Here is a 16,837-nt window from a genome sequence, read left to right as displayed (position 1 = left end):
TATACGTATCGTCCATCGCTTTGCCAGCGACTAAGTTGGGGTTATGTATAATGGGCTTTTGCCTCACGAGACTGGAACCTGAGCATGTCGAAGTACTGGAGCGAGTTGGTTCGCCAACTGGAACCCTACGTCCCCGGCGAACAGCCACAAGTGGATGGGCTGATCAAACTCAACACCAACGAAAACCCCTATCCGCCGTCGCCAAAAGTCGAACAAGCCCTCAAGGCCAGCGCCGTAGAGCGCTTGCGGCTCTATCCGGACCCCTACTCCCGGCGTTTGCAAGACAGCATCGGCCAACTGTACGGCGTACGGCCCGAGCAGGTGTTCATCGGCAACGGTTCGGATGAGGTCTTGGCGTTCGCATTTATGGCGTTTTTCAAGCAGGATCGCCCTCTGCTGTACCCTGACATTACCTACAGTTTTTACCCGGTGTACTGCCAGCTTCTGGGCATCACCGCTGAGCAAATTCCGGTACGTGAAGATTTCAGACTGGCCCTTGAAGATTTTCCGGCAGACAACGGCGGCATCATATTTCCCAACCCCAATGCCCCTACCAGCATGGGCCTGCCGCTGAGCGATATTGAGGCGCTGTTGCAGCGCAACACCCATTCCGTGGTGGTGGTCGATGAAGCTTACGTGGATTTTGGCGCAGAAAGCGCTGTGGCGCTGGTGAACCAATACCCCAATCTTCTGGTGGTACAAACCCTGTCCAAGTCACGCTCCCTGGCGGGTCTACGTGTGGGTTTTGCCATTGGCCATGAGGATCTGATAGACGGTCTGGATCGGGTTAAAAATTCCTTCAATTCTTACCCTGTCGATCAGTTGGCGCAGACCATCGCCTGCGCGGCCGTGGACGACCGGGAGTATTTTGAACAGTGCCGGGACAAGGTCATCGCCACGCGCGACTGGTGCACGCGCGCCCTGGAGGATCTGGGCTTTGCCGTTCTACCCTCCCAGACCAACTTCCTGTTCGCACGCCCCCCAAGCTCTACCAAGGCGGCGGATTTAGCCCAGGCACTTCGTGAGGCGAAAATCCTCGTGCGCCATTTTGGCCGCCCGCGTATTGCCGACTATTTGCGTATTAGCCTGGGTACTGATGAGCAAATGACGCGACTGGTCGAGACGCTGAAAACGTTACTTCCGCCGCAGACTAATGGGTAAACCCGGAACGCGCTCGGCGCCCTGAGCGCGACCCGTTGATATTAGTGACATAGTGGGCTTGATTCTCGCGTCATTCGCGGCTTATTATGCTTCATATATAAAAGATAATTAGTGCTGGTGAGGCATTCACAGCCGGAACGGTTAGGCTCCGGTTGAACCCCCAAGGGTACCGGCCCTCGAGATTTATCAGGTACTAGCAAGCGAGATCGCGACATCTAAGGTGGAAGTAACGAAACCTGAGGTGGTTTGTTTTACGCGGCATTATTACCTTTTTTGGCTTTTTTTAAAGAATATATTGCCAATAGTTTTAAGAATGGGCCATGCTGAGCCATCGCGGGGTCGCAGACGGGAACCGACTAGAGGCGTCAGAAGCCTTGTGGAACCTAAGCTGATTCCCCATTTACGGATCACCCAGTTGGGCGACTATGAGTTACAGACACTCCGCTGTTGAGCTGATCAAGAAATTTCAACAGTTGTTTACCGATCTCAATCACAAGCAGATTGCTGAACGCTTGGTGAAATTGGTGGTGGTTAAACCTGCCATCAGCCGTGTCGCGCTGATCGTAAAGCGGGACGATCGGCTCTATGTCGAGTCCATCGCCCAGGACCACCCGGTAGAGCCCCGAGTCAACAGCCTGGCCACCGCTCTCGACAAGTTAAAACTTTTCCCCCACCTGCACATTGAACAGGTATTCGCCTCCGGCGAAGCGCTGGAGTTGAGCCCCCATAGCCGTTTTCAGCTGGAACCCAGCTCAGCGCCCAAAGGCTGTCAGGCAGGCTACATCCAGCCAATTCTGGAAAACCAAAAAGTCATCGCCGCTTTCTATATGGAGTCCGAAGACAGCGTGGAAGCGTTGACGGGGAGCGTGACGGATTTAGACACCGTGTGGGCGTTCAGCGGTCTTCTCGCCCGCCAGGTCATCGAGATGTGGCGCCACGACGAACAGGCCGAACGCTTCCGCCTCGCCAAGCAAGCTCTGTGGGCCAGTGAAACCTACTTGCACGCCATTTTGCACCACTCGCCCGCCCTAATCTCCGTCAAAGACCTCGATGGCAACGTAGTGCTCGCCAGCGATCATTACAAGCATCTGGAAAACATTGACGAAAAAGGCTTCGTGGGCAAGAACGTCTTTGACGTTTACCCGCGTGACGTGGCCCAAACGCTGTGGGACATCGACCTGGCGGCCAAAGACCGCCGCCAGACGTTCGAAACCGAGCTGGAATTGATGCACAACGACGGGACTCTGCACACCTACTTCATGGTGAAATTCCCGTTGCGCAATGAAAACGACGAGGTGTTCGGTGTCTGTACCATTTGTACCGACATCTCGGAGCGCAAATTGGCCGAGAATGCGCTGCGCGAGCAACAGTCCCGCTTGAACTACATGGCCTTTCACGATTCGCTCACGGCCTTGCCCAACCGCTCCTTGTTTTATGATCGCATCTACCACGGTTTGGCGCGCGCTCAGCGCAGCAACAGCAAACTGGCCTTGATGCTGCTGGACATCGACCGGTTTAAAAACATCAACGACAGCCTCGGCCACGACTCGGGTGACTTGCTGCTAAAAGCCATTGCCATGCGCCTAAACGAGGGCGTGCGCGATATGGATACTGTAGCGCGCTTGGGAGGCGACGAGTTCGTCGTGGTACTGGAAGGCGTCAATGACATTGAGGACGTGATTTTTATCGCCAACAAGTTGTTGGTGACTTTAGCCCGGCCGCTGGAAATTTGCGGTCATGAAATCACCACCACCGTCAGCATCGGTGTCAGCGTTTACCCCGATGACGGCGTGGATGCGGACGAACTGCTGAAGAACGCCGACATCGCCATGTACAAGGCGAAAGAAGCGGGTAAAAACAACTGCCAGTTTTACACCAAAGGCATGAGTGCTACGGCGGTGAACTATCTACTGCTGGAAAACGATTTACGCCGCGCCGTAGAGCAAGAACAGCTGATTTTGCATTACCAACCCCAGGTGGACTTACAGACCGGTGAGTTGGTGGGTATGGAAGCGCTGGTGCGTTGGCAGCACCCGGAACGGGGGCTTGTCTCGCCGGTACATTTTATTCCTCTGGCGGAAGAAACCGGTTTAATTGTGCCCATTGGCGAATGGGTGCTGAAAGAAGCCTGCCGCCAACAAAAGAAATGGCTCAGCGCCGGGAAAAAGGTCGGCCGGATTGCCGTCAACCTGTCACCGCGCCAGTTCCGGCAGCGCAACTTCCCGGAAAAGGTTGAAGCCATACTGAAAGAAACCGGGCTTACTGCTGAGCACCTGGAGCTGGAAATTACCGAAAGCTGTGCCATGGAGCACGCTGGAGAAACCATCAACCAATTGAATCAGTTGAATCAAATGGGGTTGTTCCTGGCTATTGACGATTTTGGCACCGGCTACTCATCTTTGGCCTATCTGAAACGCTTCCCGATTCAAAAACTGAAAATCGATAGCAGCTTTATTCACGATATTCACGACGACGCCAATGACGCCGCCATCGCCAAGTCCATCATTGGTCTGGCCCATAACATGCAGTTGCACGTGGTGGCCGAAGGGGTGGAAAAGGAAGCCCAGGCGGAGTGGCTGCGTCAACAAGGTTGCGACCAGGGGCAAGGGTATCTGTTCGCCAAACCCCTGACCGCAAAGCAGCTCGAAAGCCGATTTAAAGGCTCAACATTCTGCTTCGAGGGGAATGTTATCGAATTGGGGAGTGTCACCAAGCTCGGTGCCTAGGTCGCCACCTTGCCCGGTTTTTTATACAGAGTGCCTAGTCCTCCAGCGACTCATCCTCACCGATAAAGAATGGCTCCCCTTCTTCCCTATTGAATCGCTCGTGAAAGCCCTGCAGCTGATCCGCCACCCGGCGCGTGTGACGTTTAAAGCTGGCCAGGTGGAATAAGGCTTCTCCTTCGTGCACCAAAGGCAAGTTGTTTGCGCCAATCACAATCGCCTCGTCGGGAGCCACCACCGGATATTCATTCAGCCCCATTGGGTCGGCAATATAGCCCAGCACCCGGCCTTTTTTGACTCGATCACCCAGGCGCACCAGTGAGCGCATAATGCCGCTGTGAGGGGCCCGCACCCATCGGCTGTCATCCGCTACCACCGCGCTGGGCGCTTTTGCGGACTTCTTGCGCGCTGGCAGCATGCGTAGCGCCCGCATCACGTTGATGATGCCGCGCGTCCCCGCGCGGATACTCAGCTCGTCGAAGCGCAGGGCTTCACCCGCCTCGTACAACAACAGGGGAATGCCACTATCCGCCGCTGCTTCTCTCAGCGACCCATCTCGCAACTTCGCATCCAGAACCACTGGCACGCCAAACTCCATGGCCAACGCTCGAGTTTGGTCATCACTGAGGTCGGCCCGGATTTGTGGCAGGTTGGTGCGATGGCGGGCGCCAGTGTGCAGGTCAATGCCGTGAGTGCAGTGTCGAACAATGTCGTTGAGAAAAGTGTTCGCCACGCGGCCCGCTAGAGAGCCGCGCTCGTTACCGGGAAAGCTGCGGTTTAGATCCCGGCCATCCGGTAAATAGCGGGACTGGGTCAGGAAGCCATGGACGTTCACCAGGGGAATGGCCAACAAAGTGCCGCGCAGCTGACTGAGTTGTTTGGACTCCAGTAAACGCCGAATAATCTCCACGCCATTGAGTTCATCGCCGTGAATGGCGGCACACACAAACATACAGGGTCCGGGCCGGCGGCCATTGATGGCGTGAACCGTCAACACCACATCCGCGTGGGTGTACATGGCCGCCAGGGGTATATCCACCGTGGTCCGTTGACCGGGTTCTACTCGGACCCCGCCAATCTCAATGGCTTTGTTCCCCCCAGCGGATTTACTCGCCATCACCCTTTACCCCGGGTACGGGTTTTGTTGGGGCGGGCGTTTTCTTCGACGAAGGCAATAATAGCGCCGGCGACATCTTTCTGGGTGGCACCTTCTATGCCTTCCAAGCCCGGAGAGGAATTAACTTCCATAATCAGCGGGCCGCGGCTGGACCGAAGTATATCCACGCCGGAAATATGCAGGCCCATGGTCTGAGCGGCCTTCACTGCCGTGCGCCGCTCGGTGGGCGTAAGCTTGACCAGTTTGGCGCTACCGCCTCGGTGCAGATTGGAGCGAAACTCCCCCTCCATAGCCGTGCGCTGCATGGCGGCCACAACTTTGCCGCCGATGACCAAGCAGCGAATATCACTGCCACCCGCTTCCTTAATAAATTCCTGCACCAAAAATTCCGCGCGCAACTCGCGAAACGCTTCGATAACACTTTCCGCCGCCTTTACGGTCTCTGCCAGGACCACGCCCCGACCCTGAGTGCCTTCGCACAATTTCACCACCAGCGGCGCCCCACCCACCAGTTTTATGAGGTCCTTGGTGTTGTGGACGTTGTAGGCAAAACTCGTTTTGGGCAACCCCAACCCTTTACGAGAGAGCAACTGCAGGGCGCGCAGTTTGTCCCGGGAGCGACCCAGCGCCACCGATTCGGTCAAGCAGTAAGCCCCAGTCATCTCAAACTGGCGAATCACCGCCAGGCCGTAATGGGTCACCGAGGCGCCGATACGGGGAATGACCGCATCGAAACCTTCAAGCTTCTCACCCATGTACCAAATGGTCGGATTTCCCGGCGTAATATCCATGTAGCACTTGAGAATATCGATAACATGCATCTCGTGGCCGCGCTCGGTGCCCGCCTCCACCAAGCGGCGGGTGGAGTACAGGCGGCGGTTACGCGAGAGTATGGCAATTTTCATAGGCTTTCCTACGTCTATGGAAGTGAAAAACGGAACAGGCGGAATCGTTTAAGCCTGTTTCGGTGGATGAGTCTTGTCGCCACCGAGCAAGAAAGAGCGATTACTATCCACCAGAAAGCGGGCCTTAAGGGCAGTGCGCCCCAGCAACATGCGAAAGCGCATGTTCTCCCGGTCGGTTAGGGTAACCTCCACATCGAAGCGGGCCGCTCCCAACTGGACCGGGGTAGCAATAACATAACGCATTTCCCGGTGGCCGCCGGAGTCTGTCACTTGGCGTCGATCCACCACCGGCGCTTCGCAGTCCACCGCCGTATCCTTATCCCCCTGCAAGGGGTGCAAGCCAAAGCGCACCCAGTTTTTTCCGTCCCGCCTGAAGGGCTCCACGTAATAGGCGTGCAGGGCGCTGGTGCGGGCTCCGGTATCAATTTTGGCCTTGGTTACTACGGCTCCAAGGCCGGGTAGGTTCACCCACTCGCGCCAACCGATGGTCTGCATACTGTTCGTCTGCACTGGATCTCCTTACGGTGCTGCCATCAACAAAAAAAGTGTTCGTCACGTCAAAAATATTTTGCTTTGCCGCAAGCTGAGGCTATGGTACATAGCGCCTGAGGTAAAGCCTTAGGGCCAGCGTTGTTCACCTGGCCTTACGCCCTGATAGGAGGTATCCCCATGGCTGTCGAAGTCGACCACTCTGAAAACGATTCTGATCTGTTGCACGATATTAACACTGATATGGATGACGATGACGGACAGCCCAAACTTTCCGCCAAAGAAACCAGCCAGCACATCCTAGAGATCCGCCGCAAACTGGAAGACCGGCTCGAACGGCGACGGCTGCGGGATGAGCTGGGCTGCGACGATCTATGGGAGCTGGATTTCTAATCATCTAGGGAGCCTCTCGGGAAGCCCTGCAAGCCAAAGCTCGGCTTGGACTTGTTCAGAGGCTCCCGAGCTCCAGCAGTGGCAGAAGCTGCTGGATACCATGGGCATATTCATTCTCAACTCGACACACCAGATACAGGGAGCGAGAAAACTCTGGGGCGTCATTCACCCGGTACAGACCGGGATTCGCGTCGTCCAATAAGCTCGCCGGCAAATAGGCGCATCCGCCGCCAGCCAACAGGCTGTCCAGCGCCACGCCCGGCTGGTTGGTATAAAGATGACTATCCCGACTGCCAAAGCGGCGGGCGTGAAAGAGGGCGAAAGCCGCTCCCCAGTCCACATACACATAGTCCAGGGCTTGGGAGCTGCGCAGGTCCAGATTTGGCATGGAACTCAGCAGGACCAGGCTCAACTGGCCCACGCGACGGGATTTCAATGCAGGGTCGCCCGGCAGTTCGTACACCAGAGCGGCATCCAACTGCTTGGCCAGCACGCGCTCTACCAGATCATCCTGCGAATAAGCTTCCGCGCGCAAGGTCAGTTCCGGCAGCTCTCGGCGCAAATGCACGCTCAAATTATTTAACACAAAACGCCAGAGGCCTGGCGTAGCGCCCAGACTCAAATGACTGGCCGGCTCTGCCTGGCGAGCCATCTCGCCACGCGCTTGGGCCCAGGTTTCCAGCATTTGATGAGCCCTGGGCAGCAACAGTTCGCCTTCGGCGGTCATTTGAATATTGCCCCGCTTGCGGAACAAGAGCGTTACCCCAAGGGCCTGCTCCAACTGGCGAATACGGGCACTGACGGCCGAGGGACTCAAGTGCATGTTGCCGGCGGCTCGAGCAAAGTTGCGGGTTTGGGTGACCTCAATGAAGGTTTTTAGAAGCTCTATGTCCATAATGCCCACTAGCAAGGTTTAGGGCGAATCTACACCGACACGGCATTCACAGCAAGAAAGCCTCTGCACTGGACACAAAAAAAGCCCCACCTCGTTAAAGGTGGGGCTTTTTCATTCCTGAGAACGGGTACCGCTTAGAAGCGTATGGAAGCGCCTACAAGAACACCGGTGCCCCAGTCACTGTCGCTCAACTGCAGCTCACCGCTGATTTCGCTGGTGAAGAACTTGCGTGCGCGCAAACTGAACACGTCGTTGCCGTATTCATCGGCATATCCAGCGCCTACGCTGAACGTGCGATCGATGTAGAAATCGGCAGACACGCTCAAGTAATCATCGAAATCGCCATCCTGGTAGGTACCTTCCACGTTCAAGTAGTTAACAGTACCGATAGCGGTAACGTACTTGACGCTGACATTGGCATCATAGCCGTCGTCTGTAAAACGGGTGCTTACCAACAGACCGTCGATGGGCATGATACCTACGGCGCCGGCTACTCCGGTGTCCGAACCGTTGTAGTCAGTGCGGAAAACTTCAGCGGCTACGTAAAACATGGTATTGGGAATATACAACTCGCCACCCAAAGTCAGGTGATCGAAGTCGTCGTTTGCTTCCGCGTATACGTTAGTGGAGCGCTCCAAGAAGGCCGCTTCCGCCAAGGGGTGATTTCCGGTCTGTACAGGAGCAAAGTGGTATTCGCCGCGCACGCCAAACGCGCCGTCACTGCCGCCGCCGTCAACGTCCCAGTGCTGGTAGTTCGCGCCAACTTCAACTTGGTAGGGAGCAGCCATAACTGCAGAGCTAAAAATCATTCCTGTGGCAATCGCCAATGCTTTCAATTTCATTTTCTAATTCTCCGTTAGCTAAAGTGTCCAGTCGCACCACTCAGTGCGGCGCGCATTTTAGACGGAAAACTCAACATTGTCATAACCCACAGCACATTTTCCTCACAGCTTTTGACGATTCTGGCACATGTTTCTTTTGATTGCGCTGCCATTCTTGCTTGAACTTTTTTCAGCCGCAAAAAACCCCACTCGAAGCGGGGCTTTAGGTTTCACTTTCACAACGATTGTCAGAATCGCAAAGTGCCACCAACCATTACTCGGCTTCCCCAGTCGGTATCCGTCACGGACACTTCACCGCTCAATTCATTGTTAAAGAATTTACGCGTTCGCAGAGTGAACTCATCACCATAGTTATCGGCGTATCCACCGCCGATACTCCAACTTCGATTAATATAGAAGTCGGCCATCAGGCTCAGGAAGTTATCGATGTCCCGGTCGATAAATTCGGCTTCGACATTCACAAAGTTGCCGCCACCGAGGTCGGCCAAGTATTTGGCGCGCACATTGGGGTCGTAACCGTCGTCGGTCAAGTGGGTGGTAATGAGCAAGCCCTCAAGTGGCACCAAGCCAAAAGTCGCCACCAACCGGGTCTCCGAACCACCGTCTTGGGTACGAACGATGGCCGCCCCAACGTAGAACATAGTGTCGGGGAGATACACTTCCCCGCCCAACTTCATCCAATCAAAATCGGTATCGGTTTCTACAAACAAGCGGGGGGATTGTTCCAGAAAAGCCGCTTCCGCCAATGGATGGTTTAACGTCAGCACGGGCGTGAAAAAATATTCTCCGCGCAAGCTCAGTCGGTCATTGCCAATACCGGAGTCACGGATAAAACTCATTCCACCTTCAACTTGATACGTATTGGCCAGTGCGGATACACAACACAGGGCCAGCCCCAGGGCGGCAAACGCTCTAACGACTTTCATCCGGGGGTTCTCCCATTCATGACTCGGCGGGCGGGGTCGGAGCTTTCGCCGACGCCCATCAAAATTATTGTGCCATAGAGAGGAGTTTTGAGCCACACTTTGCACCCAAATGTAGTGTTGAACAACACAGGATGAGTTGGCCGCCAGCGGCAAAAAAGGGGAAACCTAACAAGCAAACTAACGAGCAGCGATAAGAATCCGTGACTCAGCCGCACTGACACCGAAATAGATGCTCATCCTCTAGACGCAGAGCCGTCAGCGAGCCGCCCCAAACACAGCCTGTATCCAAGGCATACACGTTGGGCGCATCCGCTTTGCCCTCCAAAGCCGCCCAATGACCAAACACGATTTTGTGTTTTCGGCACTTGTGTTTTGGGTGCGCAAACCATGGCGCAAAACCTGGTGGATGTTGGTCGGCGCCCGCTTTACTTTCCAATTCCAGCTCGCCATCTTCGGTGCAAAAGCGCATGCGGGTAAAGTAGTTGGTGATTAGCCGTAAACGATCCACACCAATTAACTTGTTCTTCCAGCGTCTGGGTTTATTGCCGTACATGTGAGAGAGAAAATGATCCAACTGGTTACTCTGCAGGACAGCTTCTACTTCACGCGCGTGGGCCTCGGCCTGCTCCATGGTCCAGTTGGGCGGGATGCCTGCGTGTACCATGGTAAATCCCAGCGCTTCGTCTCTATGCAACAAGGGGCACTGGCGCAACCAGGCAATCATGTCGGTGCAGTCCTCCGCCTTGAGCAAATCTTCAAGCGTGTCATAGCGGCTTTTTCGTTTGTGCCCGAAGGCGACGGCCAAAAAGTGCAGGTCGTGATTACCCAGCACGGCGGTTACCGAGTCTCGCAGCTCGTAGAGATAGCGCAGAGTTTCCAGGGAGCTGGGGCCACGATTAACCAAATCTCCCGCGATCCAGAGCCGGTCCGCACAGGGGTCAAAGTTGACCTGCCCCAGCAAACGCTTCAACGGCTCCAAACAGCCTTGCAAATCACCGATGGCGTACGTGCTCATTGCGACTCCCTGATTAACGCTTGCGCTTGCGCTTACTCTTCATCGGCTCAGTGTATGGCATGGGGCGGCACGAGGGCAAAGGCGGGGATCGGCACTTGGAATTGCGCGCCTTCGTCGGTGCGCATTTGGTAACTGCCTTCCATCAAGCCAGATTCGGTTTCGAGAACAACACCGCTCGTATAGGTATAGCTCGCACCCGGAGCCAAGTGGGGCTGCTCACCGACCACGCCAACACCTTTGACCTCCTGTCGTTTGTTCTGGTCGTCCTGAATAATCCAGTGCCGGGCAATGAGCTGTGCAGCCAAGTCACCGCGATTAGCAATGGTGATCGTGTAAGCGTAAACGTAGCGCCGATCGGCCGGACGTGACTGCGCGGCCACGTAGTGGGTTTTAACAGTAATCTCTATGGCACTGGTCATGATGTCATCCACAGTCAAGGTTCTGGAAGAGCGTCCAGATCGCCGATGACGTTACTCAAGTCCACAAAAGTTTCCAAGGAAATATTTTCCGGCCTCAAGCCTGTGTCCACCGGTAGTTCGTCAATCAGCTCCACCGGCAACAGTTGTTTTAGGGCGTTGCGCAAGGTTTTACGCCGTTGTTGAAAAGCCACGTTGACCAACTTTTCCAACGTTTTCAAATGTTGGGCGGGGTAAGGCAGATTCTGATGAGGCACAAGGCGCACCACGGCTGAGTCCACTTTGGGGGCCGGCGCAAAGGCGCCCGGTGGCACCTCGAACAGGTTTTCCACCTTGCAGTAGTATTGAACCATGATCCCCAAACGACCGTACGCTTTGTCACCCGGTTGAGCGGCCATGCGCTGAACCACTTCCTTTTGCAGCATGAAGTGCATGTCCTGCACCTGGCTTGCACAGGCCAACAGGTGGAAAATCAGCGGCGTGGAGATATTGTAGGGAAGGTTGCCGACAATGCGCAACGGCTCGGCCTCGCCAGCCAGAGCCGCAAAATCAAATTTCAACGCGTCGGCCTGAAACAATTCAAAGCCGGGGTAGCGCTCGAACTTCACTTTCAACCAGGGCACCAAATCCCGGTCCAACTCAATCACGGTAAGCCGTTCGGCGGCTTCCGCCAACAGCGACGTCAAAGCGCCTTTGCCGGGACCGATTTCCACCAGGTGCTGCCCCGCCGATGGATTTACCGCGCGCAGAATTCTGTCCAAGACGTTTTGATCCACCAAAAAGTTTTGGCCAAAACGCTTACGTGCCCGGTGCGGTGCCTCACCGTTTATAAATTTTGTCATTCGTCGCTTATTCCTGTGCGAAGTGGCGACCCCTGGCTTGTGCCATGGTCACGGCGTAATCCAACGCGGTTCTGAGACTGCCCAAGTCGGCACGGCCGGTGCCGGCGAGATCCAGAGCTGTGCCATGGTCTACAGAGGTGCGCACCAGAGGCAGCCCCAAGGTGACGTTTACAGCTTGACCAAACCCTTTGTACTTGAGCACTGGCAAACCTTGATCATGATACATGGCCAGAACCGCGTCGGCGCCGTCCAGGTGTTTGGGCGTAAACAGGGTATCCGCCGGTAGGGGGCCGATAAGATCGAAACCGCGCTCCCGACCCCGGGCCAAAACCGGCTCCAGAATGTCGATTTCTTCTCTCCCCAGGTGCCCTCCTTCCCCGGCGTGGGGGTTGAGACCGCACACCAGAATTCGCGGCTGCACCAGACCGAAATCCCTTTGCAAGGACGCATGCAGAATATCGATCACTTCGGTCAGTAGCTGTGCGTTGAGTGCGGCGGCTACGTCTTTCAGCGGGAGGTGAGTGGTGGCGAGCGCCACGCGCAGACCTTCCGTGGCGAGCATCATCACCACGCGCGAGGTATGGGTTTTATCGGCGAGGTATTCCGTGTGTCCGGTAAAGGCGATGCCCGCCTCGTTGATGACTCCTTTGTGAACGGGGCCAGTCACCAAGGCGTCGAATTGGCCGCCTAAGCAACCCTCGATGGCGAGATCCAAAGTCGTTAAGACGTAATGGGCATTATTGGGATCGAGCTTCCCGGCAGTCACTGGCGAGGACAAAAACACCGGCGCCACCAACAGCTCGCCTCCCGGCGAGGGGCGGGGAGCAAGCGCCGGGTTCCACTCGCGCAGCCTCAGAGGCACCCCCAGGGCGGCGGCCCGCGCTTCCAGCAGGGCTGGGTCGGCCGCTACCACAAGCTCCGCCTGCTGCGGCGCTTGAGCCAGGGCCACGATTAAGTCGGGCCCAATGCCGGCGGGTTCTCCAGGCGTATAGACGATACGAGGGCTAGTCATTAGAGTCCCGCCTCACGCTGGGGCTCAGAGTTTGACTTCAATGTACGCTTCTTCGCGAATCTCAGCCAACCAGGTTTGCAGCTCTTCATCGAAGCGTCGTTCGCGCAGCATTTCGGCCGCTTCGTTGCGCAACATAACATCACTCATATCCTTTTTTCGCCGCTCTTGGACTTGCAGTATGTGCCAGCCGAAACGGCTCTGAAAGGGCTCACTGATGTCACCGGGCTCTGACTGGGCCATGACCTGCTCGAAAGCGGGGACCATCTGGCCGGGGTTGCTCCAGCCCAAATCGCCGCCCTGCAGCATGGAGCCGATGTCTTCTGAGTGTTCGCGGGCCAACGCAGCGAAATCTTCCCCATCCAAAATTCTCTGGCGGATATCGCTCAATCTCCGCTCAGCAGCGGCGTCATCAATCAATTCTGAGGTTTTGATCAGGATATGACGGGCGCGAGTCTGCTCAATAATACTGTCGTCGCGCCGACTGCGAGTTTCGTGGGCCTTGAGAATATGAAAGCCCGCGCCACTGCGCAAAGGTGCCGTTACCTGCCCAGCTCGCAAGCGGCTCACCGGTTCGCTAAACAACTCTGGCAGCTGCTCCAGCCGCCGCCATCCCAGTTCCCCACCTTGTAGTGCGTTGGGGTCGTTGGAGTGAGTAATCGCCATTTGTTCGAAATCCGCACCTTCGATCAATTCGGCCTGAAGGCCCTCTGCCTTTTCTTGCGCTTGTGCGACCACTTCGGCATCGGCGCCACTGGGAACGGCAATCAGTATGTGCCCCAGCCGGTACTCCGGAGAGGTGGCGAACTTGCCGTCGGTGGAAGCCAGGAAGCTGTCAATGTCCCGATCGTTGATTTGCAGCCGACTGTTTACCACGGCCTGCTGAATCTGATTCACGGCCATCTCCGTTTGGATTTGAGCCCTGAACTGTTCCATGGTCTCGCCTCTGAGGGCCAGATCTCTGCGCAGGTCTTCTTCGGTCATCTGGTTGCTGCGCATGATGTTCTGAATGGCCATATTCAGTTGCTGTTCGGTCAGCTCAATACCGTATCGCCGGCCCATCTGAATCTGCAGGCTTTCGAGAATGAGTTGATCGAGAATTTGTTTTTTGAGGACGTCTTCCGGGGGCAGCTGCTGCCGATTACCCGATTGGCTCAGACGCTCCATGACCACCTGATAGCGCTGTTGCAATTCACTTTCCAGCACCACGTCACTATCGACAATGGCTACTATTCGATCCAGCCGCTCGGTTTGCGCCCATACCGCTGGGCCACCAAAGGGCAGACACAGTACGAGACAAAAAAGCAGGGGTTTCATCCGGGACATAGGCATATATTGATCACTATAGATTGATGTATTGTTAGTCTGAAATGTAATGCGTTTCCCGGGCGCCGTAGCCTGGAATCGCTTTCTGCAGCAGGTCACCGACCCGCCTGTTGACACTGCCCAAACCTTTAAACTGAATGTCCAGGATAATGCTGTCTTCCAGGTCCTCGGGACCCACAGTCTCCAAGAAATTGGAGCTGAAGGTGTAGTCGAAGTTGAGCCAGCGCCGGGCCAGTAGGCGTATCCGGTAACAACAGTCGTCGTATTCGAGTCCCAGAAAGGTATCGAGTTCCTGGCGGTACGTAATGTCGTAGTGGCCCCGGCCAATCAAGCTCCAGCGGCCATACACTGGCCAGTGAAACGTTGCATCGATCTGATTCTGACTTCGATCCAGCTCCTCCGTAGGGTCCAAGCGACCGGGAGCCGGGGGCCGGCGGTTGAACCGGTAAGACACGTTGAAGATCCGGTACTGCGAGTCCAAATAACGCAACGAGGCATTCGCTCGGGTGTACTCGTGTTCAAACGGGTCATAGGTTACGTTGGTGGTCAGGCTCCAGCGGTCCGTCACGCGGGCGTTCACTTGAGCAGCCACGTCCGATCGAGTGCGTTCGTGATCTGCGATTTCCCCTTCAGGGGCTGGCCGGGGCTCACGCAGGCCGACTCGACGATCCTCAAAGTAAAAAATTTGCCCCACGCTTAGGCTTAAGTGCTCGGTCCCACTCAAAGCATCGATAAAGCGAGTGGTCAAGCCGACCGACAGTTGGTTGGCATCGTCAATTCGGTCGCCACCGGCAAAACGCGTGGTACGGTAAAGCTGGTCGTAGCTAAAGGTCAAGTCTTTGGTGTCAAAGTTGACAGCGCGCCCGCCAGCGGTCACGTCGAGCAGTTCGCCGTGATCTTCGTAATCGCTGTAAAAGTAAAACAGGCGCGGCTCAAAAGTCTGTAGGTAAGGCGTGCCCAAAGCGCTACCGTAGCGCTCGAAAAACAAACCCGTGTCCAATGAGCCCTGGGGAACCACCAGGGAGGGGCGGGTCTCAGCGCCTTCCAGCAGATTACCGTCGTCCAACTCGTAGGACAGGGTTTTCACCATGGCCCGGGGCCGAACAAAGCCCCAGAGCCACTCTTGATTCCAGGTTAAACCATAGTCCGTGCGGACCCGTTCGCCGATGACAATGTTTTCGATTTGCCGCTCGGTGCCCTCAAAGGTTCGGCTCAAATCGAAGCGAGCATACTCGTTATCCAGATCCAGCTGCCAATTGTTCCAGTAATACCGACCGTCGGCATTAACCCGCGGCACCTCCCGATGCGGCCAGCGGGCGGTGGTCAGTGAGCGTAGTTCCTCCACCCGGATGCCGTAGGTCCAATGTTCGCTTTGATAGCCTGCCCCGGCCATTTGCCGAACCACAGCGGAACGGTTGACGTCCAGGGAGCCGCTGTCCAAATCACGCAAATAATCGTTGTCACTCAGATCCGTGTAGTCGATCTCAGTGCTCCAACGCTCACCTGCGCCACCGGTCTGGTCCAACTGCACGCGCCAGCGCTCCTCGCCGCGAAAGGGGTAGGCCTCCTCCTCGGTAATCTCACCGCGGGCGATCTGGTTCTCCAGGCGCCGGCTATAGCCGCCCCGGTCGGTGCTAATCCAGCTGCCGTCCACCGTGGTCTCAAAGTGCCGCGCTAAATGCCGACCCTCTACATTCCACAAGGTGCCACGCCGAGACATATAGTTGGGCGTGATCGTCATGTCGTAATTGGGGGCAATGTTCCAGTAAAAGGGTAAGGAGAATTCCACCCCGTCGCGTCGGCTTTCGCCGATGGCAGGGAACAGGAAGCCGGTTTGGCGTTCGTCCCCAACAGGAAAGCGCACATAGGGAGTATAAAAAACCGGTACATTAAAAAGCTTGAACCGGGCATGACGCGCGGTGCCGTAATGCTGATCCGGGTATATGCGAATATCCGACCCTTCCAGCACCCAGTCGTTGCGGCCCGGCTCACAGCGGGTAATTTCACTGTTGGTCAGGCGCAACATGTCCATGCCCACCTTGTCCAGCTGTTCAGCACTGCCGCGAAAATGCGCTCCGTGCAAGACAAACCGGGCACCATCGAGCTGCGCGTCACCCGTGTCCAGATCGACCTGAGCGCTATCGGCCCTCAACAGTACGCCGGGCTCGCGCAGCACCACATTTCCGCTGGCCTCCGCTGAACCAGCAACGGGGTCATAGCGCGCGCACTCGGCCTCAATACTGCGGTAACCCTGAGTAAAGAGCACATTGCCTTCCAGGGTGGTCAGCCCCTCCCGGCTGCGCTCGGCCGTATCGGAAAATGCGCGAATGGGGGAGTCATCGGGGTGTAACAGAGCGTCTTCATCGTCTCGTACGGGAGAGATATACACGCCGCAGCAACCGGGGCGTAGCAACTCCAGTTGCTCCTCGGTCAAGTCATCAATAGGCACCCAGTCGTAGGGTGCATAGGGATCCTCTGCCGCAGCGCCTAGGCTAACCAGCAGGGCCAGCATTGGGACCAGGCGCCCGCGTCTGGCTCCGGGAGTCGAACCAGGGCCAGAACTCCGATTACCAGAGTGGGCAAAATGCATGAATAGACGTCTCGACATTCTCAGATCCGGCTGCCCGTCACTGGCCACACGGGATTGGCGGGCCCCGCTTACAGGCCAACGCGAGTAAAGGCGGGAATTCTACTTGAATATGCAAGCGCTTGGAATGAACTTGGCGTGAACCGCAATAGCTTTTGACTTTTACCTGCATCGCCGGGGTAGAATCCGCT

At 56.2% G+C, this 16,837-nt stretch carries 15 protein-coding genes; 3 read left to right on the top strand and 12 right to left on the bottom strand.

Features of this window, described 5'->3' with window-relative positions; all coding sequences use genetic code 11:
* Positions 1-84 precede the first annotated feature (84 nt).
* Both hisC and RBH33_RS12860 read left to right on the top strand, forming a co-directional pair.
* A complete protein-coding gene (hisC, locus tag RBH33_RS12865) occupies positions 85-1,161 on the top strand; it encodes a histidinol-phosphate transaminase (protein ID WP_306732611.1) in 1,077 nt (358 codons plus the stop codon).
* A 425-nt stretch (positions 1,162-1,586) separates the two neighbouring features.
* Positions 1,587-3,887, top strand: a complete 2,301-nt coding sequence (locus RBH33_RS12860; protein WP_306732610.1) for a putative bifunctional diguanylate cyclase/phosphodiesterase — start codon at positions 1,587-1,589, stop codon at positions 3,885-3,887.
* 34 nt (positions 3,888-3,921) lie between these two features.
* Here RBH33_RS12860 and RBH33_RS12855 read toward each other — a convergent pair whose 3' ends face one another.
* Genes RBH33_RS12855 through RBH33_RS12845 form a run of 3 tightly spaced genes read right to left on the bottom strand, consistent with a single transcriptional unit; the run spans position 3,922 to position 6,416 of the window.
* Positions 3,922-5,001 (bottom strand): succinylglutamate desuccinylase/aspartoacylase family protein, encoded by a 1,080-nt coding sequence (locus tag RBH33_RS12855; protein ID WP_306732609.1) that lies wholly within the window; start codon positions 4,999-5,001, stop codon positions 3,922-3,924.
* Positions 5,001-5,906, bottom strand: coding sequence for a 30S ribosomal protein S6--L-glutamate ligase (gene rimK / locus RBH33_RS12850; RefSeq protein WP_306732608.1), 906 nt, complete (start codon positions 5,904-5,906; stop codon positions 5,001-5,003). The genes RBH33_RS12855 and rimK overlap by 1 nt, the downstream gene beginning before the upstream one ends.
* Positions 5,907-5,954: 48 nt before the next feature.
* Positions 5,955-6,416, bottom strand: coding sequence for an ATP-dependent zinc protease family protein (locus RBH33_RS12845; RefSeq protein WP_306732607.1), 462 nt, complete (start codon positions 6,414-6,416; stop codon positions 5,955-5,957).
* A gap of 159 nt (positions 6,417-6,575) precedes the next feature.
* Between RBH33_RS12845 and RBH33_RS12840 the strand changes: the two genes are divergently transcribed.
* Entirely contained in the window at positions 6,576-6,788 is a 213-nt protein-coding gene (locus tag RBH33_RS12840) for a PA3496 family putative envelope integrity protein (protein ID WP_306732606.1), read from the top strand.
* A 55-nt stretch (positions 6,789-6,843) separates the two neighbouring features.
* Here the strand turns inward: RBH33_RS12840 and RBH33_RS12835 are convergent, their stop codons facing one another.
* The 9 genes from RBH33_RS12835 to RBH33_RS12795 form a co-directional block, all read right to left on the bottom strand.
* Positions 6,844-7,683: a LysR family transcriptional regulator gene (locus RBH33_RS12835; RefSeq protein WP_306732605.1), complete on the bottom strand. Its 840-nt coding sequence runs from the start codon at positions 7,681-7,683 to the stop codon at positions 6,844-6,846.
* A 134-nt stretch (positions 7,684-7,817) separates the two neighbouring features.
* On the bottom strand, positions 7,818-8,525 hold the full coding sequence (locus tag RBH33_RS12830; protein WP_306732604.1) for a putative porin: 708 nt from the start codon (positions 8,523-8,525) through the stop codon (positions 7,818-7,820).
* A 227-nt stretch (positions 8,526-8,752) separates the two neighbouring features.
* Positions 8,753-9,451 carry a putative porin gene (locus RBH33_RS12825; RefSeq protein WP_306732603.1) on the bottom strand — a complete coding sequence of 233 codons (699 nt, stop codon included), beginning with the start codon at positions 9,449-9,451 and terminating at the stop codon, positions 8,753-8,755.
* Between the two features lie 205 nt (positions 9,452-9,656).
* Complete coding sequence (locus tag RBH33_RS12820; protein ID WP_306732602.1) at positions 9,657-10,466, bottom strand: symmetrical bis(5'-nucleosyl)-tetraphosphatase; 810 nt, start codon at positions 10,464-10,466, stop codon at positions 9,657-9,659.
* Between the two features lie 47 nt (positions 10,467-10,513).
* A complete protein-coding gene (gene apaG / locus RBH33_RS12815) occupies positions 10,514-10,885 on the bottom strand; it encodes a Co2+/Mg2+ efflux protein ApaG (RefSeq protein WP_306732601.1) in 372 nt (123 codons plus the stop codon).
* Between the two features lie 14 nt (positions 10,886-10,899).
* Positions 10,900-11,724: a 16S rRNA (adenine(1518)-N(6)/adenine(1519)-N(6))-dimethyltransferase RsmA gene (gene rsmA, locus RBH33_RS12810; protein ID WP_306732600.1), complete on the bottom strand. Its 825-nt coding sequence runs from the start codon at positions 11,722-11,724 to the stop codon at positions 10,900-10,902.
* 7 nt (positions 11,725-11,731) lie between these two features.
* Positions 11,732-12,736, bottom strand: coding sequence for a 4-hydroxythreonine-4-phosphate dehydrogenase PdxA (gene pdxA, locus RBH33_RS12805; RefSeq protein WP_306732599.1), 1,005 nt, complete (start codon positions 12,734-12,736; stop codon positions 11,732-11,734).
* Positions 12,737-12,760: 24 nt separating this feature from the next.
* Positions 12,761-14,059, bottom strand: coding sequence for a peptidylprolyl isomerase (locus RBH33_RS12800; protein ID WP_306732598.1), 1,299 nt, complete (start codon positions 14,057-14,059; stop codon positions 12,761-12,763).
* A 34-nt stretch (positions 14,060-14,093) separates the two neighbouring features.
* Positions 14,094-16,571, bottom strand: a complete 2,478-nt coding sequence (locus tag RBH33_RS12795) for an LPS-assembly protein LptD (RefSeq protein WP_306732597.1) — start codon at positions 16,569-16,571, stop codon at positions 14,094-14,096.
* Between the last annotated feature and the right edge of the window lie 266 nt (positions 16,572-16,837).

The organism is Marinimicrobium hydrolyticum, from assembly GCF_030848505.1.
GTDB lineage: Bacteria > Pseudomonadota > Gammaproteobacteria > Pseudomonadales > Cellvibrionaceae > JAVDDU01.
The sequence above is the reverse complement of the archived record's forward strand: the minus strand, read 5'-3'. Positions and strand labels throughout refer to the sequence as shown.